Genomic DNA, 23,044 nt, shown 5'->3' with positions numbered 1-23,044 from the left:
GTAAAGAATCTTGAATGCTCAACTTATTTTCTCCTGTAATGCAGCACGCAGCCGTGGTAACGAACGATGATAGTAGGTCTTGGCGGTGCTCGCCGGTATATTCAGCTTTTCCGCAATCTCAGAGAAACTGAGTCCCCTGAAGCAGCGCAGAGAGACAACAGCACGAAATGGTTGGGAAAGAGTCTCCACCGCATGAGCTAATTGCTCATGAAGCTCTAGCTGTTCAAGGACTTCTTCTGGGGTCAGGAGCGTATCTGGGAGCATTTCAAGCAGAGCATGCTCATCTTCGTTATCCTCCCCCTGCAACAGGGAAAAGGGCACGGCCCGCCGACGAGCGTTCTTGCGCAGTTCGTCTACACAACGGTTATACGCCACGCGATAGAGCCAGGCATTGAGCGGGAGATTGGTTCTCAAGTTTGGCAGAGAGACATAAAGCTGAAAAAAGACCGATTGGAGGACATCAGCTGTCAGTTCCGGGTCTTTGAGGATTCCCTTTATGTAGCAACGGAGAGCCTGCTCATACTTTTTCATCAAGACTTCAAAAGAACCGTGATCTCCTGCGAGTGCTTGCTTCGCCTGCATGTGATCGACAAGCGTGGGCAACATATTTTTACTATGAGAGCGTTGAACGTAATGATCCATTTCTCTTTCTCTTGTTGTTTCTCTCAGGTGGCGAGAGTGCCTTTCTGCTGTTAAAATTCCCACCAGGAGCCTGGTGGGTCACAGGTAAGAGAACTGACCCACCAGGAACCTGGTGGGAAAACCGACTAACCTTTTAAGGATTAACTTCAAAAATTACTTCCAACTAGATCGGCATCCCCAGTGTGCCACTGGGGATGCCTTACGCGATCATGATCTCAGGAATGCCAGTAGATCTTCGTTAAACTGCTGCTTATGTGTGCTCATCAGGCCGTGGGGTGTACCTGGATAGACTTTCAAGGTCGCGTCCTTGATGAGCCTGGCGGAGAGCAGGGCCGAGTTGGCAATTGGCACGATCTGGTCATCATCGCCATGGATGATCAGGGTAGGGATGTCGAAGCGCTTGAGATCTTCGGTCTGGTCCGTCTCTGAGAAGGCCTTGATACAGTCGAAGGCGGCATTGAGACCAACCTGCATCGACCAGAGCAAGAACATGTCCAACACCCCTTGTGAGACGTTCGCACCCGTTCGGTTGGCCCCGTAGAAGGGGACGCTCAGATCCTTGTAGTACTGCGAGCGGTCCCCGGTGACGCCCGCACGGATCTGGTCGAAGACCTCGATGGACAATCCGCCCGGATTGGAGGCGGTCTTGAGCATCAGCGGGGGCACTGCGCCCACCAGGACGGCCTTGGAGAGGCGGGCGGTGCCGTAGCGACCGATGTAGTGGGCCACCTCGCCGCCACCAGTGGAGTGGCCGACCAGAACAACATCTTTTAGATCGAGCGTGTCGAGCAACGCCGCCAAATCGTCGGCGTAATGGTCCATATCGTTGCCCTCCCAGGGCTGACTGGATCGGCCATGACCGCGCCGATCATGGGCAATGGCGCGATAGCCCTGGGAGGCCACGAGGAGCATCTGGTCGTCCCAGGCGTCAACGTTGAGTGGCCAACCATGACTGAAGACGACAGGTTGACCTGCACCCCAGTCCTTATAGAAGATTGAGATTCCATCTTGTGTGGTGATAGTGCCTGTACTCATAGGATTTTTTTCTCCTTCCTGTTTGGAAACGTTCTTCCTTACTTTTTCATTTTCGGTCCAATGTCAGCGTATCCTGCGGGAATTTCGACGCCCTCATGATCGTAAACCTGTGGTCATGGACGAACCTGGTATGCTCGATGGCATAATAAGCCCGAGATTTGCAGCAGTTCACGCTGGCACAACGTACGGGAACTCCCTGCTTCGGAGCTGCTTCGATATGGATGGCTTAAGCCCGGAAGGCACAGCCGTATTCACCACAAGGGACAGCATCGCTTCGGGGGCGTTGTCGGCCAGCGTGCGACCGTTGCGAGCGGCAAAGCTGTAGGTCGCAGGCGTCCCTACCACGTAGGGCAAGACGTCAGGGAACAGCTCCCGAGCCACGGTCTGGCCGTATCCTTGAGGATCATCGGAGGTGCCGCTGGCCTCAACGGTGGCGGCGATGAGGTCTCCGATGTCCTTGCCGGAGGCTTCGAAGTCCTCGGACGGGTGCCGCGTGTTGGCGGGATTGGTGAAGTGGGTATCATCGGGCCAGAAGATCGGCCATATCATGGGACGCCCGGCACGATTGATCTGCCGCCAGCCACCGGAGTCCGTGGCAAGCTTGGTGACGCACCAGACGCCGATGTTGGCCCCAGGCTGTAGTTGCGGGTGCAGGTGGGAGACCTCCAGTACGATCGATTCAACAGTGGTGCCAGTGAAATTATTCTGCGCCTTCTCCGGGCGCCATCCCGATAGGTCGAGTGCCGTCCCGTTTCTCACAGCTGAGTTGACCATGCCAAGCAGCGACAGGTCGATGTAGAACGAGTCGCTGATGCGCCCTGCCCACAGTCGGGTGTTGGACCCGGTAACCGTCTCGCCGGTCCGTCCTTCGAGCAGAAGTTCGCCGACTGCAAAGTCCTCGCGTGCATCGTCTCCAGTGAGAGCATACAACTGGACGGCCTGTCGTCCGTTTGCGTTAGCTTCGCCGAAGGACACCCGGTACGTCAGGGCTTCGAAATCGGCTCCTTCGAAGTGAACCTTGAACTCGTAGCGTGCCTCAGGATGGAAGCCTTGTTGCACATAGCGTTCGGTGATGGTGGAGTTGACGTCCATGACGAACACCGTGCTGCGGTTGCCGGCAAAGACGTACAGGTCGTCGATATAGAGTTGGCCGTTCTGGCGTGCCAGAGGCGTATCAAGATGATGGGACATGTTAAGTTCCTTCTTCAAAGATTGGGTCGAATGAAACCCATTTTCGCGAAACAACAAAGACATTAGCTGTACTATACCTGGAGCGGGAGGTGGAAGTCACTGGACAACAGGTGATAATGCACTTCTCATCACTTCCTCGTACAAAACGTAGAGTGGTCACCAATCCCTTGCCACCTCTTGCACGATTTTTCGACTTTGGTAGGGGAGGGTTGTTCCGTTTCTCAATTCCCTACCAAAGTCGAAAAATCGTACACTGGGCCTCACGAGCACTTCAGAAACCTCCTTCTCACCAAGCAAGCAAAAAGCCAGTACGTGTGGTATCATAGAGCAAACTATTTTAGTAATAGAGATGGGAGGTAGTTGCTTGACCGGCCCTCCATCCCATCCCAGACAGGCGTTGACCCGCGTACAGAGTACATCCACTCGCTCTCAGTTGAGTTCGGAGCCAGCGAACATCCGACGCTCATATCAGATCTTCTTCAGATCAGGAACGACGCTGCTCGATCATCCGATCTGAGAGGATGTGCCTCTCCTTTGGATCAGGCTTGCTGAAGGGAGTATACCGCAGGTGGGAAGCGGAAGTCACTGGACAACAGGTGACAATGCACTTCCCATCGTTTCCTCGTGGTAGTCCAGGCTGGGTCAGGCGGAAGGGAGACTTCCCATGAACAGATTCTTGTATAGTGAGCGTGACTATGCCTTCGGGCAACTGATCCTGACGTTGCGTACGCAGATAGGCCTGACGCAAACAGGCCTGGCCAAGCGGCTTGGCGTCTCGCGTAAAGCGGTCGCAGGGTGGGAGGGAGGCAACAGTTATCCCAAAGCCGAGCATCTCCAAGAACTCATCACGCTGGCAGTGCGAGCCTCAGCTTTTCCCGCCGGGCGTGAGGCTGAGGAGATTCGCGAGCTGTGGCACGCGGCACACCAGAAGGTGCTGCTCAATGAAAACTGGCTTGCTAGCTTGCTCGGCCACACGCGCCCCTCGCTGGCCATGTTACACCCCGAGCCACAGGAGACACTCCGACCGGATGTTCTGCCTTCAACTCAGTCAACGCCAATGCAACTGCTGGATTGGGGAGAGGCGCTGGATGTCCCCATCTTCTATGGCCGCGAACCGGAACTGGCCACGCTCGTACGCTGGGTGGTCGAGGAGCGCTGTCGGGTGGTGAGCGTACTGGGCATGGGCGGCATTGGCAAATCGGCACTGGCCATCACGGTGATGCACCAGGTGGCCAGCCACTTCGATGTGGTAATCTGGCGTTCCCTGCGTGATAGTCCCACCTGTGCCAAGCTGGTGCAAAGCTGCCTGCAGATTCTTGAGCCTCAATCACAGCCAGAAGTATCGGACCCCCTGGAAGAACGTCTCCGTCGGCTAATGGAGCAGTTGCGCGCTCGGCGGGTCCTCCTGGTGCTGGACAATGTGGAGGTTCTCTTAGAGGAAGGGACGAGTCACGGTTACCTACGTACAGATGCACAAGAATATGCCCGACTCCTTCGCCACCTTGGGGAAACCAAGCACCAGAGTTGCCTGCTATTGACCAGCCGGGAGAAACTGGCAGACCTCGGGCTGCTGGAAGGCAACCGCTCCTCTGTCCGTGCTTTGCGCCTGAGGGGCCTGGACGGCCTGGCGGGCACACAGATCCTAACAGAGAAAGAGGTAGTGGGTTCCCGGCAAGATCAGGCGCGCCTGGTCGAGGTGTATCAGGGCAACCCGTTGGCCTTAAAGATCGTGGCGCAGACCATCGTGGAGATCTTCGGAGGCGAGATTGTTCCGTTTCTGAGGCAAGGTGAGGTGGTCTTTGGAGGGGTGCGAGCACTGCTGGACGAGCAATACGCCCGCATCTCGGCACTCGAGCAGACCGTGTTGTGTTGGCTGGCCATTCTGCGCGAGACGGCGAGTCTGGAGGAACTCTTCCGAGTGCTGGTGACTCCGCTTTCGCCTGCGCAACTGTTGGAAGCCATAGATGGGTTGCACCGACGCAGTCTCATCGAGCGGGGGCAACGGACTGGCAGTTTTACTTTGCAATCGGTGGTGCTGGAGTACATGACCGACCGGCTGGTCACCACGGCCAGCCAGGAGATTCAGCGTGGGCAGCTCTCGCTGTTGTGTGAACATGGACTCTCGCAAGCCCAGGCCAAAGAGTATGTGCGGCAGACGCAAGAGCGGCTGCTCCTTACTCCCCTGCTGGATGTCCTTAAAAGGATGTACCGGGAGCGAGTCGAGGTGGAGGAGCACTTACGCGAACTGCTCTCGACATTGCGTCCCTGGGATGAACAGGCCCAGGGGTATGGCCCGGCGAATCTGGTGGCGCTGCTGTGGTTGCTGCGCGGGGATCTGCGTGGGCTGGATCTCTCACACCTCGTCCTGCGGGGAGCCTATCTGCAAGGTGCCCAGATGCAAGATGCGAAGCTGTCCGGGGCGCTGATGCGTGAGAGCATCTTTACCGAGACCTTCGATGCCATCTCCGCTGTGGGCATCAGCCACAGCGGACTGTACTGGGCCGCAGGCAGCAGGCGGGGAGAAGTGCAAGTGTGGCGCGAGGCAGGCCAGATCTTACATCGCATCTGGCAGGCGCATACGGACATTGTGACGACCCTCGCCTTGAGTCCGAACGAGCGCACGCTTGCCAGCGGGAGCTGGGATGGCAGCGTCAAACTTTGGGACATCGAAAGTCATGCCTTGCTCTGGTCAGGGCGGCATACACACCATGTCAATAGTGTGGTTTTTTCCCCCGATGGCTGCTTGTTGGTCACAGGGAGCAATGATGCCACCGCCCAGCTCTGGGATCTCCAAAGCGGGAAACAGTTGCAAACGCTGCCACATCCAGGTCCGGTCGTTGGCCTCGCATGGAGCCCGGATGGGCGCTGTCTCGCCAGTGGTGACGTTGAGGGCACGATCCGGCTGTGGCAGAGGCAGCAGAGCGAGCCGATGACCTGTGCTCAGACGCTTGAGGGACATAGCAACTGGGTGCGAGGTCTGGCCTTTGCCCCCGATGGGCACCGACTCGCCAGCGGAAGCTGGGATGGCACCATCAAGCTGTGGGAATGGGTCAGCGGACGTTGCGTGCAAACGCTTGAGGGGCATACAGAGCGGGTGCATTGCGTGGCCTGGAGTCCAGATGGAGCCACGCTAGCCAGTGGTGGTTTTGATCACACGATCCGACTCTGGGATGTTCAGCAGGGCCGCTCTCGGGTGGCGCTGCAGGGACATAGTGATTTGGTGGAAGGCCTGGTCTTCACTCCCGACAGCCGCAGCTTGCTCAGTGGTAGCGATGATGGCACGCTGCGGCTGTGGCACGTGGAGCGCGGCGAGGTGCTGCGGATCCTACAGGGCTATACGGCCTCCCTCTTTGACATCGACTGGAGCCCGGATGGTATCAAACTCGCCAGTGCAGGCCCCGATACCTCGGTGACTCTTTGGGATGTGACTGGAGGCTCGCTGCTAAGGGTGTTGCACGGACATCGTTGGGTCGTGACCGGTGTGGGGTGGAGTCCAGATGGAAGCTTGCTCGCAAGTTCTGGATGGGACAATGCCATTTATCTCTGGGACTCAACTACCGGGATCTGCGTCCATGTCCTACGCGACCTCGACTCAGCTGACACGGTTTTCTTCGGTCTGGCCTGGAGTCCCGATGGGCGTTTCCTCGCCTGTGGGAGCTTTCTGCAGAACGCTCTCGTGTGGGACGTGGCCTCTCGCTCCCTACGGTGGGTGAAGCGTTCGCACGCGACTTGGATCCGCCGCGTGGCCTGGAGTCCTGATGGCACGAGGATCGTTGGTGGAGGTGACGATGGTCACGTGTATGTGTGGGACGCTTCTAATGGCACATTGCTCCAGCAGCTGGCGGGACATTCGGGGGCTGTCATGAGCGTGACCTTCAGCCCTGATGGTTCTCGCTTGGCCTCGGGCTCAGGTAGCCACGACAGGGGCGAGGGGTTTGTCTGGGATGTGCAGAGCGGGGAGCGCGTGTTCGCCCTGGCGGAGCATCCGGGGGTGGTCTCTGCCCTGATCTGGACTCCAAGCGGGGAGAGGCTGATCAGCGGAGGCAGTGATGGAATGCTGCGCTGGTGGGATGCTCACAGCGGGCAGTGCGTGCAGGTGCAAGAAGCCCACCAGGGAACCATACAGGCGCTCAAGGTGAGTCCTGATGGTCGTCTGCTGGCCAGCTGCGGGGATGATGGGGTCATCGCACTTTGGAACCTGCACAGTGGCGAGCAGGTGCGCACATTACGCCGCGACCGGCCTTACGAGCGCCTCAACATCACAGGTATCCGAGGACTCTCTGAAGCTCAAAAGGCATCTCTGCGTGCATTGGGAGCATTTGAAGAAACGCCTCACGACGAGTAAATGAATGCGCTGTTTTCAGGAAAGAGCGATGGCCGAAGAGCCAGACCAGGACTTCCTCCTCAAACATCTCAGTTCTACCCGTTGGGCGAGGGATTGGAACTGACCCAGATAGAACAGCGCGAGGATCAATGGGTGCTCCATGTGACTGCCATTTCACCGAGCGCATTGTGTCCGCTCTAGCAGCAGCTCGCGACCCGCCTGCATAGTCACTATCGTCGAGTGGTGAAAGACCTACCCTGCGCGAGACAGCAGATGCGATTGATTCTCCACGTCCGTAAGTTCTTTTGTGAGACCGTGACCTGCGTGGGCGCAGAATGACAACCCGCTTGAACGAGACGTTGCAAACGATCGGGTTAGCAACGCGTAGCAGGCTCGGCGCGCGGCCAGACGCGCGCATCTGGGAATCACCACGTCCGGATGACGATTGTGTGCCGGATCATAGCGCTGCCCACCTCATTCGCAGAGTATGTGGAGTGTCTGGGTCTCGATGATTTCTTGTTTCGGCGTGGCAGAACGTTCGGCACCGTCGTGGTTGACCTGGACGCCCACCAGATTATCGACCTTTTGCCGGACGGACCGACAGGCGGAAACCGCTTCTACTTGGATGGCCGCTCACTCAGAAATCACTCACGTGAGCCGCGACCGAGGAGCGGAATATGCCAGTGCGGCTTCTACTGGTGCCCCGCAGGCGATTCAGGTTGCCGACCGCTTTCATGTATGTAGAACTTGTCAGATGCAGTGCAACGGCTCTTAGCACGCGTTTTCTCCGAGATGAAAGACGCGAGTCAACAAGCAGAAGAAGAGATCCTCGCGAAGGTCGAGGAGCCTGTCGCGGTGTAAGAGTGGCGCCCAGACCCAGGAAAGCAGGTTGCGCGGACTATCGCCATTCGCCGCGCCGAGCGAGATGCGCGTTATCAGCAAGCTGTGCGCTTGATATGTATACCTCTGTCTGAGAAAGGTTTCAGGGCAGATATTGTTCGATTCTAACGAGCAGATACTAGGGAACAATATGACAGGTGTGACCAAGATCGGGGAGCGGAGGAGAGCTTCTTCTCCATTGGCAGCACTGATGGTTCCTCCCCAGCCGGTAGATGCCATCGGCATTTCCTATTACCATATGACTGCGCAGATGTTTCATCATCCTGGATTCTTTGCTTGTTGCGTAAAACCATAGGGTTGTTTTGTGTATAGTTGTTATGTAATATCTCCTTGCTCTTGCACTGAGGACTATGGAATATGGTTGAGATATGAATGTTTGGCGGCCCTCAGTGCAAAGGCAATCAAGTTATAAGTAGATAGAAGATCGGTAGCTGCGCTTCACGTGTGTGCCTGTTGACTGCGGCAACGACCAGCGGGCGTGCTTGTGGAGGATCAATGACCCGTGCAAGGCTATTGAGTGCTATCTGTGTATCGAGAGCATGTTGATTCTTCGGCATTTTCCTAGTGTACGCGGCGTTACTGGCCTGCTCAATAAATTGGTGAATTTGGCTATATGCTTGCCGTTGCCAACTTCCAGATTCTGCCTTGTCTCTCAGATTGGCATATCCTGTCGAAGATCAGCAAGAATCTTCTCATAATCAGGTTCCATAATACTTTCACCTCTTTGAAAACATTGAATTTGACGAAAAACCTCGTCAATAATGCTCTATTCTGGATGACACTGAAAAAAGCGGAATTGATCTATGCCGGGTTCATTTCCGATGAACCTTTCTACTATCCTCTCATGAAGAAGCCCGCTGCATGCCCCGAATCCCCCGTATCACCTCGGCTGGCATCGAGATGTTCCTGATCCCTATGATGTCCCCTTCGTTGCGTCCCTGGAGAACCCTGTACACCTTGCCCTCAAAGGTCTCGCTGATTGCGCAAATAGGCGCGATTTCCCACCTGCTGCAAGCGCGCGGCGAGATGTGGTCTGCCTTATGAGGAGAAATGTTGAGATGGTGTTTTGAGGAGGAACATGCGTATCAACTGACTCGTCCCGAAATCGCTCATGACGTGATTCAAATTACCACCGAACTGGCCGATCTGCTCGGGATCACCCTGGGCGAGGTGGCACCCAAAGGGTCATCATGCCTCCAGTGAGGGAGCGACTGGGAGGCTCCCTCGCGCCCTGGCGTCTGGATCGGAGGGGATTATCTGAGCCAGCTTTCCTGGCTGAGCCTGTGTGGAGTGCTGGGGATGAGAAGCCTGAGTCCCCTTGCTAGTATCTCGGGTCCAGGTTGCGCCATCAGAGAAGGCACGCACCTGTTGGCTTATCAGCACGAGGAGAGAAAGGAGGATGGCAAGGAATCCATTCGAGGAATGGATTCCTTCAAGACCCAAGCGATGTGTTCTTCCTCCTGACCATGAAGTCGCAACAGACCCTCACTCTTCGCTCTTTTCTCAAACTCGATACATGAATTCCTTGCTTCCCTCTGCTCGACTAGATCCGCCTCATAACGTACGTGCGCATGTCGGAAGTGCCAATCCCCTGGAAACAACACGTCCACGTCCACAGTGTCTCCTTCTTTTCCTCTGCTACGTATATAGAGAGGATCTATGAGGAGACGTATTCGTTCAAAAAATCGATGTATACTTACCCATTTCCAGGTTCGTCACAAAGTGTAGAGAAATAGTAACAATGTAAAGCCATCATCTGTACATATATTTCGCCATACATGAAAAAGATGGTGAAGGAGTAGAATGCAGCAGAGTTGCTGCAACCAGAGGAGGTTTTCTATGGCTATGACGCAACGTTCAACAGTAGTTGGTGTCTTTCCTGATCGTCCTCATGCAGAACAAGCCATCACTGAACTTCATGGCCTTGGGTTTAGGGACGAGCAGATAGGGTATGTCGTCCCTGACGAAAAAGAGACAGGAGGGAAAGTTTCTGAAAAAAAGCCGGGCGAAGGAGCTGCGCTTGGAGCGGCTAGTGGTGGTGTGGCCGGTGGTCTTCTGGGAGCTGGTGCTGCTCTTCTCATCCCCGGCATTGGTCCGGCAATAGCAGGCGGTATACTAGCCGCAACGCTAGGAGGACTCGCTGCTGGTGCTCTGGTAGGAGGGCTCACAGGCGCACTGGTGAAATTGGGCGTACCGGAAGAGGAGGCCCGTTATTACCAAAGCGAGTTTCAAGCAGGTCGCCCCATCGTCACCGTCGAGGCCCTTGGTCAACAACAAGCCGTAGTGGATGTGTTCCACCGTTGTGGCGCTCACGATGCAAGTTCACGACCAGGCATGTAATCTTGTCCAACATCTGAGTTCTTCTGTCTTGTAGAGGTGTGATATCTTTCTGAATACATGGATAGGACGCTTAGGGTCATCAAACGTGCGTTTTGGAGAAGCAGACCTCCTCTGATGCTTGATAGAAACGAGAGGTCTCGCTTCTATGCTTACTCATCGGAGAACTGCCCAAAACGCACGTTTTCACTGCCAGAGCCAGAAGGGGATGCAGAGGAGCAGGTCGCACTGCTCGTGCGCTTGTTTTTCCCTGTTTTGAGCAAGGGGAACGTCCTGACACTCTCAAGTGATCCAAGGTGACTCAGCATCAGGATGAGATCGTCAGGAAACTCCCATTGCGGCAGAACTGCTGCGGTGGCAGTCCTGCCGCAATGGGGCCGATTGCTCCATGCTCTCACTGACCACAGCCAGCCGTTTATCAGGCTGTTTCTCTCGGAATGATCCTCTCCACTCATTGGTCATCACTCCAACTCACTCCTTTAATTCCAAATACAAGACATCCCTTTCCTCTTTTGAAGGGGACTTTCATGCCCTCCTCGGCTTCGAGAGCCCCCCCTTCCTTATCAGTGCTCTCGCTTTCTTCTCTTCCAACATCTCTCTCTAGTGAAAAGAGATTGCAATCTTGCTCTTCGCATGATATTCTATCACCATGCCTGCAATTTTACCTTTTTTCTCTGCTTCTACTGCTTATGGTGCGCTATGAGAGATGTCGTTTGTGTGCGGATTTTCGATCATAGGAGGAGATATCCTCGGTCATTCTTTTGACCATCATCTCATTGAAGAGGAGGTTGCCCTTTGCGCTACATGACCCACTGCTTCCGTTCCATGCTCCATCTCTCCTCTGCCACCCGCTTGAGCATTGCCATTGTGGCAGCATTGATGTGCCTGGCAACTTATATCCTGATGTATGAGGAGATTTACCCCGGAAACAGTCTCTTTCTGAGTCTTCCTATTGTTCTCGCCTCCTGGTTATTTAAGCTGCGCGGAATGGCCGTTTGCCTCATTGGGATGTTGCTGGTCATCCTGCTCTTTCATAGCATCTCTCATACGGGTCTGTTTCTCTCGCACCGCATCTATCTGTTCTTTGCGCTTGGAGGGTTTGCTCTCTTGCTGGAAGGGTTTATCACGGTCTCCTTCCGGGAGTTGTTCGATGTCTCAGATGAGACACAGCAGAGAATGGAGGCTGTTTACGAGCAACAACAGCAATTGAACCAACTCAGAGAGCAATTTCTCCTGAATGTGAACCACGAGTTGCGGACTCCTTTAACCGCTACCTATGGCTATCTGGAATTATTGGTGGAATATCATGAGCGGCTTGATGTGGCAAGCAGAGCCACGTTTCTGAGCAATGCGCTCTCTAGTTGTGAAGAATTACAGAGACTCGTTGATACGATGTTCGATGCCCTGTACCTTCGTCAGGAGAGAGAACCTCTTGCTCTGGAAGCATTGTCTGTGAGCGAAGTGGTTCGTGACGTGATTGACCACTTTGATCCACGTCGCCTGCATCTGTACGATCTTCACATCCAGGTTCCCCAGCGTCTCGTGGTGCGAGCGCATGCTCACTCTGTGCGCCAGGTGCTTCGGAATCTGCTCTCCAATGCCACAAAATATGCTCCAGAGCATACTCCTCTCATTATCAGTGCTGCCTTGTACGACCCGACGACGGTCCAACACCAGGAGCATCTGGCCCAAGAGGTCTGTATTTGCGTGAAGGATGCTGGCCCTGGTATTCCACCAGAGGAGATTCCACACCTGTTTGATCAATTTTTCCGTCTCAGGCGTGATATGATGAGCAAGGTGTACGGTACTGGCTTAGGCTTGTATGTCAGCCAACAGTTAGTAGAAGCTATGGGGGGGCGGATTTGGGTGGAAAGTGCGGGAATCGCAGGGCAGGGGAGTACCTTTTGTTTTACGCTTCCCTGTGTTCCTCGCGAGCAGGGAAGCACAACGTGAGACGATGATTCATTTGCGACACGTGATCTCCATTGGCATGCCGCAGGAAACATCTTGCATCCTGTGATGAAGCTCTATCCGATCTGGTTCTCGACTACGAGGTGACATGTGACTGCTTGAGAGCAGACCATGCTGCAAAGTGAGCAGATGCCTCCAAACAAGAGGGGAAGCTCACTGCTCTCTCTAAAAGCTGAAGCAAGGGAGTGATGAAGAACTCAAATCTTTGCCTGATGAATTGTTTTTGTTCTTCAAGGAAAAGAAAGAGCATGAGTAGCACATGCAAGCAAGCAAGCAGCACGCCTACTCATCTGTTGATGGTCGCAGATGCTTCAGCATGAGAACATGAAGAATATGTACATATTCTTCAGGAAAGAGAGAGATGACGGAAAGCAAGCACATCGGAGCGTCGGCAGGAGATCTGGTGGAGCGCCCTACCTGAGCAGCCAGGGCAGTGAGGAAGAGAAACACATCCGCTCACGTGTGATCTTCTCAAGGTGGTGACATCGTACTTGTCATCACCCAAGGAGAACACTTGGGTTTGTTTCATGGGTGTCTTTGTGTTCGATCCTATGGGCACTGGCGAACATCACCTGTTCTCTCGCTGCATCATATTTTAATGAAGATTTCATTGACAATCCGTGCCAGTCCCTCTAGATTCTCTCTCAAAAGAGTAGTGCACCTATGGTGAGGAAAGGGAGATAGCTATGAGTACAAGCGTCCACGATACTGTGGAGGAGGCCATCCACCGACTCCAGCAACACGGTTTTGAGGAATGCACCGCGATGGCGAGCAGGCAACACGAAACAGCCTATTTGTATGCATTTCAGCGTCAGAATGATGAGCAGCAGATTCTCTACTGCTGTGTCACCGTCGAGGATCTCTTCGCCCTCTTGTCCTTTGTCGAAACGTTTGCCTGAGCTGTGTTGGCCCGTTGGAAGAACTTGTGTGCAAGCTTCGTTTGTTGCTTATCGCTCCGTTGTGCTTGAGGGGGCAATCTGCCCCCTACAAGCAAAAAGACCTGTCCCTGGTGCTTATCCTGATGGTAAATAAGGTGACGAGTGGTTCTTACACAATTTAGGTGAAGGATGAGCTTATCCAGAAAAGAGTCCTTGCATTTTGAGCACGAAGAAATGCTATTGCGAAGCGGAGACAGATCCTTTTCACCGAGAGTGTGTAAGAACCCACAAGTAAGCAGCTTTTGAGGTGACAAGTGAGCAATCAGCACGAAGCGTGAGCAACACAGCCATTGACTACCAGGGAAATCCCACCGGGAGCGGAGGAGAGCGTCCGATAGCTGTAAATTCAGATCCGTCCAGACACCACTTTCCGTAAGCTGAATGTTCGGACGAGATCCTGAGATGCCCAACCGTGAGCCAGTTGTGATGCATTGGGCAGCTTTTGAGATGAGTAGGTGACAGGTCTCGTCTATCCTGTATTCTAGGAAAGCGTTGTGCTTTTGTTGAGAGGCAAGGTAGGAAAGGCAGGTCAAAAACCATGGCGACACTACCACACACATCCTTAAAAAAAGGGGTCTTCGGAAATAATGGTGGATGGCCTCTACTCTCATGAAAACTCAGACAGTGCTTCAGATGTGGATGGCGTGATGCCAATCAACTGACCATCCACATCTGACGACTCTTGTACATCAGCGATTTTCGGTGCCCGCCTCTTGGTTTGACGGAGCAGGTGTTGTCCATAAAGCAGTCGCGCCCGTAGGACAGGGAACGAATAGCCTCGGCCAGCACGGTCTACAGCACGAGCCAGCGCGTTAGCACCTTCCACAAAGCCGCCTGTATGCTTGTGAAGAAAGTAATTGAAAATCCAGGGATACCAATTCTCTACCGCTCGCAGGAACTCGCCGAATGATTCACTGATGCCGCATTGCTCCACGCGCTCAAGCCATGCAACGTAAGCTTCTTCCGCCTCTTCCAGGGAGGGCAGCTCATAGATATCCGCGAACGCCTCTTTGCAGAGATAGACCGCCTGGAGTTGTGGGAATTGGTTGAGCCAGGCTTCCAGGATCAGCAACTCACTCTCTTTTAAGTCCCGGTGCCTTTTTAAGAGTAAAAATCTATCGTGCATTAATTGTCGTCTTTGGCGGTCAGGAAGAGACTCACGGATGGCCTTACGTGCCTGATCCACTGCACGGTTCAGAAGTTGAATGACGTGGAAGCGGTCGATCACGACGAACACCTGCGGCAATTGCTCAGTCAAGGCTTGAAGGTACGGCGCATGCATGTCAATGACTGCTACCTCAATTCTATCTTTATAAAGCAAATGCTCCAGATAACGTGCAATCGTTGCTTTTTTCCGGTCGGGCAAGACCTCGACAAAGCGCCTGACCTCGATATCGGTGATCATTGCTCGTGGTTGTCCCGTTCCGTTGCAGCTCGTCCAGTCCGAGAACTCTGGGAGTGGATTGCTGCATGACTTGTTCTAGCTCTTCCACATAGTTATGAAAGATCGTGCGTACTGATTTCTCGTCCAGTCCGACCTCAGCGGCCAGCGCAACAAATGGGCGGAAGAGCGATTGCTGTTGCACATAGCGGATCAGGCGACAGGTCGCAGATCGGTGCTCATCCACTTCAGGTAAAACCTCAAACCACGTTTTCCGGCATGCCTTACAGCGGTATCTTGTCCTATTCACTTGGATGAGCACCTGCTTTCCGTGGCATGGTAAATCACGGATGGTTTGCGCATCCGTTGCATGCTTAACAACAGCAAGACTTCCACAGGCTGGACAGGCGGAACGAGGAACACACGGTGTGGCGGTAATCAGATAGATGCGCTCTCGTTCCTCGCAGTCAATCATCTGCCAGTTGGACAAGTGGAGTCAAATCTACACAGCTCAAAAGACACCACAAATGCCGCTTGTAATTTTGATAATCGTCTCTCCTTCATTACCCCTTCTGCATGAACCGTACACAAGCGGCAATGCTGAGGTGGCAAATTCCATCAGTTCATGGTTTTGTAGGGAACGTGTAGGAAAGCTCTTCATTTGGTAATTGACATGGAATCTCGAACAAATTTGAGCTTGAGAAAGCCTCTTGTTCGAAGATTGACGTTGAGATAGCTGACATCAATTTTCGAACAAATTGTACGTTTCCTCCTCAGTGTCATTGGAGAACCTCTTCAAAGAATCGTCCTTCCCTTCAGGAGGGAACGCACATGAAAGCCATTGTCTGTACAAAATACGGGCCTCCAGAAGTTCTTCAGCTTCAAGACAGAGAGAAGCCCATGCCCAGGGACCATGAAGTCCTGATAAGAGTTCACAGCGCGACAGTCACAGCAGGGGACTGTGGGCTACGAAGCCTCGCATTTCCCCTCCCGGTGCAGCTCTTTATACGCATAGTTTTTGGTTTCAGAAGACCAAGAAAGAAAATACTCGGACAGGAACTCTCTGGAGAAATCGAAGCCATCGGCAAAGCGGTCACGCGCTTCAAACAAGGGGACCAGGTTTTTGCCTGGGCTGGTCTGGGCGCGTATGCTGAGTACGCCTGCTTACCTGAGAATGGAGCGCTGGTCATCAAACCGTCCAATACAACGTACGAAGAAACTGCCACCCTCGCGGTGTGCGGTCTGGATGTCGCGTACCTTCTGAGAAGAGGCAAGATCCAGAGTGGACAGAAGGTATTGATTAATGGGGCGGGCGGCAGTATGGGAACGTTCGCGGTCCAATTAGCAAAGTGCCTGGGAGCCGAGGTGACTGCTGTAGACAGTACAGAGAAATTGGACATGCTGCGTGCGATTGGAGCGGACCAGGTCATTGATTACACGCAAGAAGATTTCAGCAAAAATGGTCAGACCTACGATGTGATTTTTGACGTGACTGGTGCAAAGACCTTTCTTCAAGGTGGACGGTCGCTCAAAGAGAATGGGCGCTATCTTCTCGCGAATCCCAGGCTGTCACAGCAGATTTTAGGCAGGAGAAATGGCAAGCAAGTCATCGCCTGGAAAGCCCGCTCAACCAGCGAATACACAGAAGACTTCAACTTCATCAAAGCGTTTCTTGAAGCCGGGAAGATCCGACCAGTCATTGATCGGCGCTATCCATTGGAACAGATTGCCGAGGCCCATCGATACGCTGAAAGCGGGCAAAAAAAGGGAAATATTGTCATTACAGTCTAGCAAGAATGACCAGGGGGAGTTATCCAGGGCTATTCAAAAGCCCTGTACAAAAGTCCGAGCTGTTCGAGGTTTCCTGTCGTTGTTCGATGATTGGTGTCCCATTTGTTCGAGGATCAGTGTCAATTACCATTGATAGAGATCGCATTGCAACAAGATGTGCCACCAGCTCCACCGTCCTAAGCCTGTACATCCGCACCCTGAATCGGAATTTATTGTGGTGGCAGCGATCCGCCAAAGGTGATATCTATGGTGGTACCGTTTGTCTAGACACTAATCGGCCAATTTTGAGAGTGAACTCAGCAGGAAGGAAAAGTCATTGTGAACGATGGGAGCGATACACAGCAACGGGCGTTTGATAGTCTAGTGATTGATGATATCGCTCATGATTATAAAATTGAAAGTACTGTTTCAAACTGGATCTTGCTTCTGAAACGGTTTGATAGTCTTTAAGATAGACCTCCTCATATTTCACGCTTCTCCAGAGGCGCTCGACAAAGATGTTGTCTCATGCGCGTCCACGTCCATCCCAACTGATGCGAATGTGTGCAGACCGCAAACGCTCTGTAAACTCCTGGCTCGTGAACTGGACCCCTTGATCCGTATTGAAAATCTCTGGGCATGCAGCTCGCAGTGCTCGCTCCAATGCTTCCAAACAGAAGCTGGTATCCAAGGTGGTAGATAGTTCCCAGGCGAGCACAAAACGACTGAACCAATCGATAATCGCGACCAAGTAGATAAAGCCTCGTGCCAGGCGGATGTAGGTGATATCGCTGCTCCAAACTTGATCGATACGATCAATGCTCACATCTCGTAACAAGTAGGGATAGCGCACAGATGGCGAACCTGCTTGGCTCAACTGAGGCTTCGGGTAGATCGTTTCTAAACCCATCCTTTGCATCAGTCGCCTGACCCGTTTGCGATCCACGACATAGCCTTCATCCTGAAGGAACTTGACCATCTTGCGTTTCCCATAAAAAGGGGGACGCGTGTATTGTTCATCAAGCAGCCTCATCAACAGCACATCTTCCTCGCTTTCAGGTGCAGGCTCATAAGAGTAACTTGAACGGGCTAAACCCAACAATTCACATTGACGCACGATTGAGAGGTGTGGATGATCGGGTTCCACCTGAAGCCGCTTTTGCTCAGTGCTGGTAGGGGCCTGATTTTTTTTTCAAAAAGTCCAACTCCACTTTGAGTTGGCCGATTTGTTGATATAAAGTGGCGATGAGCGCTTCCTCGTTCTTGGCTCGCTCCGAGCCTGGTTGAGCAAAGATCTGTGGCAGTTCATCCAGCACCTGTTTCTTCCATTGCGTTATTTGGGTTGTATGCACTCCATATTCCGAAGAAATTTCATTAAGCGTTTCCAAGCCTTTGATAGCTTCTAACGCGACTTTTGCCTTAAAGTCGCTGCTGTATTTCTTTGGTGAACTTGCCACGGCGTTCCTCCTTGCGGATACTTGTCTCCTTCCTGCTCTTTTATCTCATTGGCCTGTCCAGTTTTCCGCCCCCATTATAGGTGGACAGTCGTGATCCATCATTGAGAATATGGCTTCAGAAGCGGATCAAGATACCTGGCAACTGTAAATTGGCGATGGGGATGGTGGAAAGCCTGTTGGTGGAAGGAAGCGCAGAGCAACGGTCGGTTGGCGTCGTCAGGAGAAGGGATGCCTCTCGAAGAACATCCCTCGAACATCCCTTAGAGTCCTGTGGCATCTGTGAAGTCGGCACTATAGAAGTCGACACCAGAGAGGTCGACATTATCGAGGTGGGCACCAGTGAAGTCGGCACCAGAGAGGTCGGCACCTTTGAGGTGGGCATCAGAGAGGTCGGCACCTTTGAGATGGGCATCAGAGAGGTCGGCTTCAATGAGGAAGGATCTGTTGAGGCGGGCTCTGTTGAGGCGGGCTCTGTTGAGGAGGGCTCTACTGAGGTTGGCATCAGAGAGGTTGGCATCAGAGAGGTCGGCATCAGAGAGGTCGGCATCAGAGAGGCGGGCTTTATTGAGGTCGGCACCAGAGAGGTTGGCACCAGAGAGGTCAGGGAGCATGGCGAGATTCTGCTCTCTCCAGGCATTCCATACTGCCACTCCCTGCTTGAGAAGAGCAAGCTGTTCCTGATTTGCCATACTGTTTTGCTCCTTGTTGCTTTGGTTCTTTGCAAGACACAAAAATGCGCCTCTGTTTATAGAGGCAGTATCGTCTTTCCAGTATATCACAAGCAGGTGACTCAAAGCGATGTGTTGTCCATTTGTGACGGCGCATGAACAGCCTGAATGTACAAAAATGAGAGCATTGCAATCCATCGTCTTTCGCGGTTTCGGAGGCTGATCAGTGGTAGTGTAGCTTAACATTGAGGGCAAAAGTGCTGGTTTAAGGGCAAAAAGTGACCACATTTCAAGTTATTTACCAGCCATCTGGTAAATGCCCCACGAAGTGAGACAATCTAGCCCTCAAACATGAAAGATTGCCCTCAATCTTGAATACTGAAACACACGTTCTCCAGGGAAGCCGCTCCCCATCAGGGAGACTTTCTCCAAAACGTGTACATTGCGTTCCTCATCATAGCTCAATGGACCAAGTTCCAGCTCCAGAGAGAGAAGAAGCATCTAGACAGCAAAGACGCGCACTGATATACTTTCTAGAAGAAAGAGAGAAGTCGAGGTTTCCCAATGCGTTTCCATTTGCTCACAGTAGAGAGTTCGCAGCGCTTCAGCGATCAATTGCAGGTTCTGCCACGCGTGCCAATCAGTGGCCTGATTGAGCGGAAACCAAATATGCTGATGCCAATGCCAGGTGAAGGGCTTGAACTCTCTCTGCCCGATGGGCGTATCCTGCATGCTACCATAGCCAGCTTCGGCGTCGAGGGCTGGGCAAGCTTGGATCAGCTTTACGCCGCTGAAGGAGGTCCCGGCAAGGAAGTCTGGAAAGCCGAAGGGAACGATTTCTACACCACCAGCGACCCCTCGAACCCTGTATTGACCCTCACTATTGCTGGAGACCTGAGACCCGAAGATGTGCCACCGGGTACAGAGATCTGGTTGAGCGAGGCCAGATACCAGACCTCAGCCCCTGCCGATACCCACGACCCTGCATGTGGTGACAGCTAGCGTGCGTCTTTGCTGTCTCTCTGCTCTTCCCAAAGTATGCCAAGAAACCATGCAGCATAGCTGCACCATCAGGTACGAAACCTTGTCGTGTCTTCCAATGTTCACTTTTTCTCAGGCAGTTTGAGATGATTTACAAGGTATCGATGGAAAAAACTAGGCGTGGAGCGGTTTACCCTGGTTCGTTCATCTCAATACTCAAGATTGCGGGCAATCTTTCATGTTTGAGGGCAAAAGTTGCTCACATGGTAGGACATTTACCAGTTGCCTTCAATGGAGGTGCCGCGAAAAGATCATCACTCATAAGATTCTCCTCATGCATATTTGTTATTCAAGCGTGTCTCTGATGCATACAGGCACGTCCGCCTCGCCAACTTCGTCGCTTGTGGACAAGGGTGACGAGATAGGAGGGCGTGTGGCACGAGATCACGGCAATGGGGTAGTCGAAAGCAGCAGAAAGCAGGCCCGTGTAGGAGCCACCCACACCAACGTTTCGTCTTCTTGGGAGATCTCTGGATCGCCAAGACCGAGGAGGTCCAATTCATGATCAGGGCGGGCCACTGGCAGCCACTCTGGGATCACGCAGAGTTCTCCTGTGACAATCGTGACATGTCCTTTGAGGTACAGGTAGCACGGAGCGTGGAACTGTTCACGAAAGGCGGCCACAGCCTGTTCGATGTGGGAAGCCGAGAGCGGCAGACGCAGACGCACCTGTTCCTCTCGTTGGTCGATCATTACTGCCTTGTCCTCATAGATCTTTCTTCTCTTTGCATATCATACAGAAGAAGAGAACACTTCGGCAAATTTAGAAAATTTCTAAATTTGCCGAAGTGTTTGGGGCAAGAGGCATGTCGTGTGATCTCAACACGTTGAGGAGAACACGATCAGCGTTGGTCATTTTCCCAAAGTTAAAATAATTTTAACTTTGCTTTGCACAACAAACAGTTTCCCGGTGAGGGCCGAGGGATGAGCCATGTTTCCCGCCGTTGCTTGTGTTATGCACCCTCACCAGAGGTTCCTGCGAAGACCCCTATCAGACGCAATTTGGCGCTGCACCAAAAGCTTCTCACGTTTTGGTACACGTACTTCTTTTCTTTGCGAGAGACTCCCGCTATACTCAAAGCAATAGCCGAGCAGAAACCCAGAGCGGGGATGATCCCAGCAGTCTGTTTGCCTGCTCCACCAGGAAGGCAGGCATGAGCACTCGCAGATGGGTTTCTTTGAGAAGGATGTCTTGTCATACGCCTGTCATACAACGAAAAGAGGAGCGATGCATGATGCAACCAGCAGATACCCCACCACAGCCAGAATCGGACAAAAAGAGAGGAGAGCGTCGGCTGCGAAATTCTACCAGATCCAAAGGATGTTCTGATGACGCTCCCGGCACCCGCGTACCACAGGAAATAAGTGAGGTTCCTTTCGATATTGCGCTGTCATTGCTTCGACCTGATGAAGTCGAGAAATTAAGACGGTATATTCTCTCTTCTCTTGACAAGTATCCAAGCTAGAAACTTGGATACTTCGTTGAGTTTGCACAGGCAGTGGAGCAATCTCTCTGTTTAGGAGATTTGACAAACATATTGAAACGTAGTAAAACGTATGTATGTCAAATATATATTCACCGAAAGAATTTGGGAAGCTCATTGGACGAACAACCAATACCTTGCAGAAATGGGACCGGGAAGGCAGATTAAAGGCTCATCGCAGTCCGACGAATCGACGCTACTATACCCACGATCAGTACCTTGACTATCGAGGATTGAAAGCGGCTGAGAAAGGACAGACCATCGTGTATGCCAGAGTGTCAGGTGTGGGACAAAAACCTGATCTGCTCAATCAAATCAAGGCACTTGAGACTTACTGCCAAGAACGCGCCATTCCCATTGATGAATGGATGCAGGATATCGGCAGTGGACTCAATTACAAACGCAAGCAGTTTAACCGCCTGATGGAGATGGTGGAATTAGGACACGTCAGACGCATCATCATCGCGCACCATGATCGACTGGTTCGCTTTGGCTACGGTTACTTTGAAGCCTTTTGTGAACGTCACAATACACAACTCATCGTGGTCAATGGCGATAGCCTCTCGCCTGAGCAAGAACTTGTCCAAGACCTCATGGCTATCATCACCGTTTTTGGAGCGCGTCTTCACGGGTTGCGCTCCTACAAGAAAGCGATTAAAGATGCTGCTTTGCACAAAGATCAGGCTTGAAGTCTCATCCCAGGACGCGACAACGCTAGAATTCATGCAAGGCAAGTGCAGAGGATTGTATAACTGGTGGATTTGCAAATTGCGCAATGGAGAGCGCTGGCCCGGTTGGGCAGGGGCAAAGAAGACGCTCCAAGAGAGCAAACAGCATGATCCTGAGTTATGTCAGGTCTACGGTAAGCTGCTGGCAGAGGTCTACTTCCGTCTGGATGGAGCCATGCAAGCTTTTTTCCGTCGTCTCAAGGCAGGAGAGAACCCCGGTTTTCCACGTGTACGCCCACGTCATTGCTTTTTTACGCTGGTCTATCCTTCGATGTACATTAAAGTCGATGGTCTCTCGCTCAGACTTCCGACAGGAGGCAAGGGCAAAAACAAGAAGCACCCTGATATCCTTGCGAATCTCACTGAGGAAGCCCCAGCCGGATACAAAGAAGTTGCCATCAGCCGAGATGCCAGAGGCCACTACTACGCTTCATTTGTCGCAGAGCAAGAGGAGGGAACCTGTGACAATAACAGCGTAGTCGCCTTCGATCTGGGCATCAAGACATTGGCAACGGGTGTCAACGAGCAAGGCAAGGTCTACCGCGTCGGTGGCTTCAAAGGCGCTGGGTGGTACAATCACCAACTCGACAAGATTCGCTCAAAGCGAGATCGGTGTAAAAAGAAATCACGTCGGTATCGCTATCTGAGCAACGTCTACAAACGGGTTTCTGAAAAAAAACGCAGCAAACAACGGGATAGCTTGCATAAAGCGTCCCATCTCATAGCACGACGAATGGTTGAGAGAACTGTGGTCGTTGGAAATCTTTCACAACGGCAAATGGTCATGAAAGAACATCGAGAACGGAACAAGCACCTGAACCGAGCGGTGTTTAATGAGTGGGGCTTGTACACTTTCATTCAGATGTTGCTTTACAAGTGCCAGTTGTACGGAAAAGACCTCCAAATTGTAGATGAGCGTGACACGTCGAAAAACTGTAGTGGCTGTGGACACAAGCAACCGATGCCACTGTGGAAGCGAACCTATCACTGTAAAGAATGTGGACTCGTCATGGATCGAGATGAGAATAGCGCTCACAATATCCTGATGAGGTTTCTTGCCCGGCTAGGGCCACACACTCCCCAAGAGTGCGGTGTACTGCATCCCGATCAAAACAGCGTAGGTGTCATGGAGATGCCCTGTCCGACCGATGTGCAGCAATTAGGGCTGTGGTGAACA

General features: G+C 52.7%; 22 protein-coding genes and 3 pseudogenes. 12 read left to right on the top strand and 13 right to left on the bottom strand.

The window, feature by feature from the left end:
- Window positions 1-18: 18 nt before the first annotated feature.
- The 3 genes from K3T83_RS24670 to K3T83_RS24660 form a co-directional block, all read right to left on the bottom strand.
- Complete coding sequence (locus K3T83_RS24670) at window positions 19-642, bottom strand: RNA polymerase sigma factor (protein ID WP_220205587.1); 624 nt, start codon at window positions 640-642, stop codon at window positions 19-21.
- Between the two features lie 207 nt (window positions 643-849).
- A complete protein-coding gene (locus tag K3T83_RS24665) occupies window positions 850-1,677 on the bottom strand; it encodes an alpha/beta fold hydrolase (protein WP_220205586.1) in 828 nt (275 codons plus the stop codon).
- A 168-nt stretch (window positions 1,678-1,845) separates the two neighbouring features.
- Entirely contained in the window at window positions 1,846-2,868 is a 1,023-nt protein-coding gene (locus K3T83_RS24660) for a DUF4331 family protein (protein ID WP_220205585.1), read from the bottom strand.
- A 664-nt stretch (window positions 2,869-3,532) separates the two neighbouring features.
- Here K3T83_RS24660 and K3T83_RS24655 point away from each other — a divergent pair.
- The 3 genes and pseudogenes from K3T83_RS24655 (at window position 3,533) to K3T83_RS24645 (ending at window position 7,967) form a co-directional block, all read left to right on the top strand.
- Window positions 3,533-7,213, top strand: coding sequence for a WD40 domain-containing protein (locus K3T83_RS24655; protein ID WP_220205584.1), 3,681 nt, complete (start codon window positions 3,533-3,535; stop codon window positions 7,211-7,213).
- 195 nt (window positions 7,214-7,408) lie between these two features.
- A pseudogene (locus tag K3T83_RS24650) lies at window positions 7,409-7,531 on the top strand (hypothetical protein); the annotation flags it as partial.
- A gap of 169 nt (window positions 7,532-7,700) precedes the next feature.
- A complete protein-coding gene (locus K3T83_RS24645; protein ID WP_220205582.1) occupies window positions 7,701-7,967 on the top strand; it encodes a transposase in 267 nt (88 codons plus the stop codon).
- Here K3T83_RS24645 and K3T83_RS24640 read toward each other — a convergent pair.
- Together K3T83_RS24640 and K3T83_RS24635 are read right to left on the bottom strand one after the other, a co-directional pair.
- Window positions 7,964-8,311: a hypothetical protein gene (locus K3T83_RS24640; protein ID WP_220205581.1), complete on the bottom strand. Its 348-nt coding sequence runs from the start codon at window positions 8,309-8,311 to the stop codon at window positions 7,964-7,966. The genes K3T83_RS24645 and K3T83_RS24640 overlap by 4 nt on opposite strands.
- Before the next feature lie 182 nt (window positions 8,312-8,493).
- Window positions 8,494-8,649, bottom strand: a complete 156-nt coding sequence (locus tag K3T83_RS24635; protein WP_220205580.1) for a hypothetical protein — start codon at window positions 8,647-8,649, stop codon at window positions 8,494-8,496.
- Window positions 8,650-8,953: 304 nt separating this feature from the next.
- Between K3T83_RS24635 and K3T83_RS24630 the strand changes: the two genes are divergently transcribed.
- The gene (locus K3T83_RS24630) at window positions 8,954-9,136 is read left to right on the top strand and encodes a hypothetical protein (RefSeq protein ID WP_220205579.1); all 183 of its coding nucleotides are present in this window, start codon (window positions 8,954-8,956) and stop codon (window positions 9,134-9,136) included.
- Window positions 9,137-9,142: 6 nt separating this feature from the next.
- Window positions 9,143-9,295, top strand: coding sequence for a hypothetical protein (locus K3T83_RS24625; protein WP_220205578.1), 153 nt, complete (start codon window positions 9,143-9,145; stop codon window positions 9,293-9,295).
- Here the strand turns inward: K3T83_RS24625 and K3T83_RS24620 are convergent.
- Entirely contained in the window at window positions 9,281-9,535 is a 255-nt protein-coding gene (locus tag K3T83_RS24620) for a hypothetical protein (protein WP_220205577.1), read from the bottom strand. The genes K3T83_RS24625 and K3T83_RS24620 overlap by 15 nt on opposite strands.
- A 396-nt stretch (window positions 9,536-9,931) precedes the next feature.
- Here K3T83_RS24620 and K3T83_RS24615 point away from each other — a divergent pair, with 396 nt between their 5' ends.
- Entirely contained in the window at window positions 9,932-10,432 is a 501-nt protein-coding gene (locus tag K3T83_RS24615; protein WP_220205576.1) for a hypothetical protein, read from the top strand.
- 318 nt (window positions 10,433-10,750) lie between these two features.
- Here K3T83_RS24615 and K3T83_RS24610 read toward each other — a convergent pair whose 3' ends face one another.
- The gene (locus K3T83_RS24610) at window positions 10,751-10,891 is read right to left on the bottom strand and encodes a hypothetical protein (protein WP_220205575.1); all 141 of its coding nucleotides are present in this window, start codon (window positions 10,889-10,891) and stop codon (window positions 10,751-10,753) included.
- A gap of 342 nt (window positions 10,892-11,233) precedes the next feature.
- Between K3T83_RS24610 and K3T83_RS24605 the strand changes: the two genes are divergently transcribed.
- Window positions 11,234-12,382 carry a sensor histidine kinase gene (locus K3T83_RS24605; RefSeq protein WP_236065132.1) on the top strand — a complete coding sequence of 383 codons (1,149 nt, stop codon included), beginning with the start codon at window positions 11,234-11,236 and terminating at the stop codon, window positions 12,380-12,382.
- 704 nt (window positions 12,383-13,086) lie between these two features.
- A complete protein-coding gene (locus K3T83_RS24600) occupies window positions 13,087-13,299 on the top strand; it encodes a hypothetical protein (protein WP_220205573.1) in 213 nt (70 codons plus the stop codon).
- 646 nt (window positions 13,300-13,945) lie between these two features.
- On the opposite strand, the gene K3T83_RS24595 is transcribed toward K3T83_RS24600, so the two are convergent.
- The 3 genes and pseudogenes from K3T83_RS24595 to K3T83_RS57995 form a co-directional block, all read right to left on the bottom strand.
- Window positions 13,946-14,743, bottom strand: coding sequence for a transposase (locus K3T83_RS24595; RefSeq protein ID WP_220205572.1), 798 nt, complete (start codon window positions 14,741-14,743; stop codon window positions 13,946-13,948).
- Window positions 14,649-14,966, bottom strand: a complete 318-nt coding sequence (locus tag K3T83_RS56400) for a hypothetical protein (protein WP_236064978.1) — start codon at window positions 14,964-14,966, stop codon at window positions 14,649-14,651. The genes K3T83_RS24595 and K3T83_RS56400 overlap by 95 nt, the downstream gene beginning before the upstream one ends.
- Before the next feature lie 42 nt (window positions 14,967-15,008).
- Window positions 15,009-15,194 (bottom strand): annotated as a pseudogene (locus tag K3T83_RS57995) (transposase family protein); the annotation flags it as partial.
- Between the two features lie 425 nt (window positions 15,195-15,619).
- Here K3T83_RS57995 and K3T83_RS24585 point away from each other — a divergent pair.
- A complete protein-coding gene (locus K3T83_RS24585; protein ID WP_236064977.1) occupies window positions 15,620-16,510 on the top strand; it encodes an NAD(P)-dependent alcohol dehydrogenase in 891 nt (296 codons plus the stop codon).
- Window positions 16,511-16,823: 313 nt separating this feature from the next.
- On the opposite strand, the pseudogene K3T83_RS24580 reads toward K3T83_RS24585, so the two are convergent.
- Window positions 16,824-17,946, bottom strand: a pseudogene (locus tag K3T83_RS24580) (IS3 family transposase).
- Between the two features lie 260 nt (window positions 17,947-18,206).
- Window positions 18,207-18,635 carry a pentapeptide repeat-containing protein gene (locus tag K3T83_RS56390; protein WP_308441686.1) on the bottom strand — a complete coding sequence of 143 codons (429 nt, stop codon included), beginning with the start codon at window positions 18,633-18,635 and terminating at the stop codon, window positions 18,207-18,209.
- Between the two features lie 543 nt (window positions 18,636-19,178).
- Between K3T83_RS56390 and K3T83_RS24570 the strand changes: the two genes are divergently transcribed.
- On the top strand, window positions 19,179-19,616 hold the full coding sequence (locus tag K3T83_RS24570) for a hypothetical protein (protein WP_220205568.1): 438 nt from the start codon (window positions 19,179-19,181) through the stop codon (window positions 19,614-19,616).
- A gap of 423 nt (window positions 19,617-20,039) precedes the next feature.
- Here K3T83_RS24570 and K3T83_RS24565 read toward each other — a convergent pair whose 3' ends face one another.
- Window positions 20,040-20,348, bottom strand: a complete 309-nt coding sequence (locus K3T83_RS24565) for a hypothetical protein (RefSeq protein ID WP_220205567.1) — start codon at window positions 20,346-20,348, stop codon at window positions 20,040-20,042.
- A gap of 868 nt (window positions 20,349-21,216) precedes the next feature.
- Here K3T83_RS24565 and K3T83_RS24560 point away from each other — a divergent pair.
- Together K3T83_RS24560 and K3T83_RS24555 are read left to right on the top strand one after the other, a co-directional pair.
- The gene (locus tag K3T83_RS24560; protein ID WP_220205566.1) at window positions 21,217-21,828 is read left to right on the top strand and encodes an IS607 family transposase; all 612 of its coding nucleotides are present in this window, start codon (window positions 21,217-21,219) and stop codon (window positions 21,826-21,828) included.
- Window positions 21,800-23,041 (top strand): RNA-guided endonuclease InsQ/TnpB family protein, encoded by a 1,242-nt coding sequence (locus K3T83_RS24555; protein ID WP_220205565.1) that lies wholly within the window; start codon window positions 21,800-21,802, stop codon window positions 23,039-23,041. Before K3T83_RS24560 ends, K3T83_RS24555 begins: the two co-directional genes overlap by 29 nt.
- Window positions 23,042-23,044: the final 3 nt, after the last annotated feature.

Source organism: Reticulibacter mediterranei (assembly GCF_016587455.1).
This window is presented reverse-complemented; position numbering and strand designations above follow the sequence as displayed.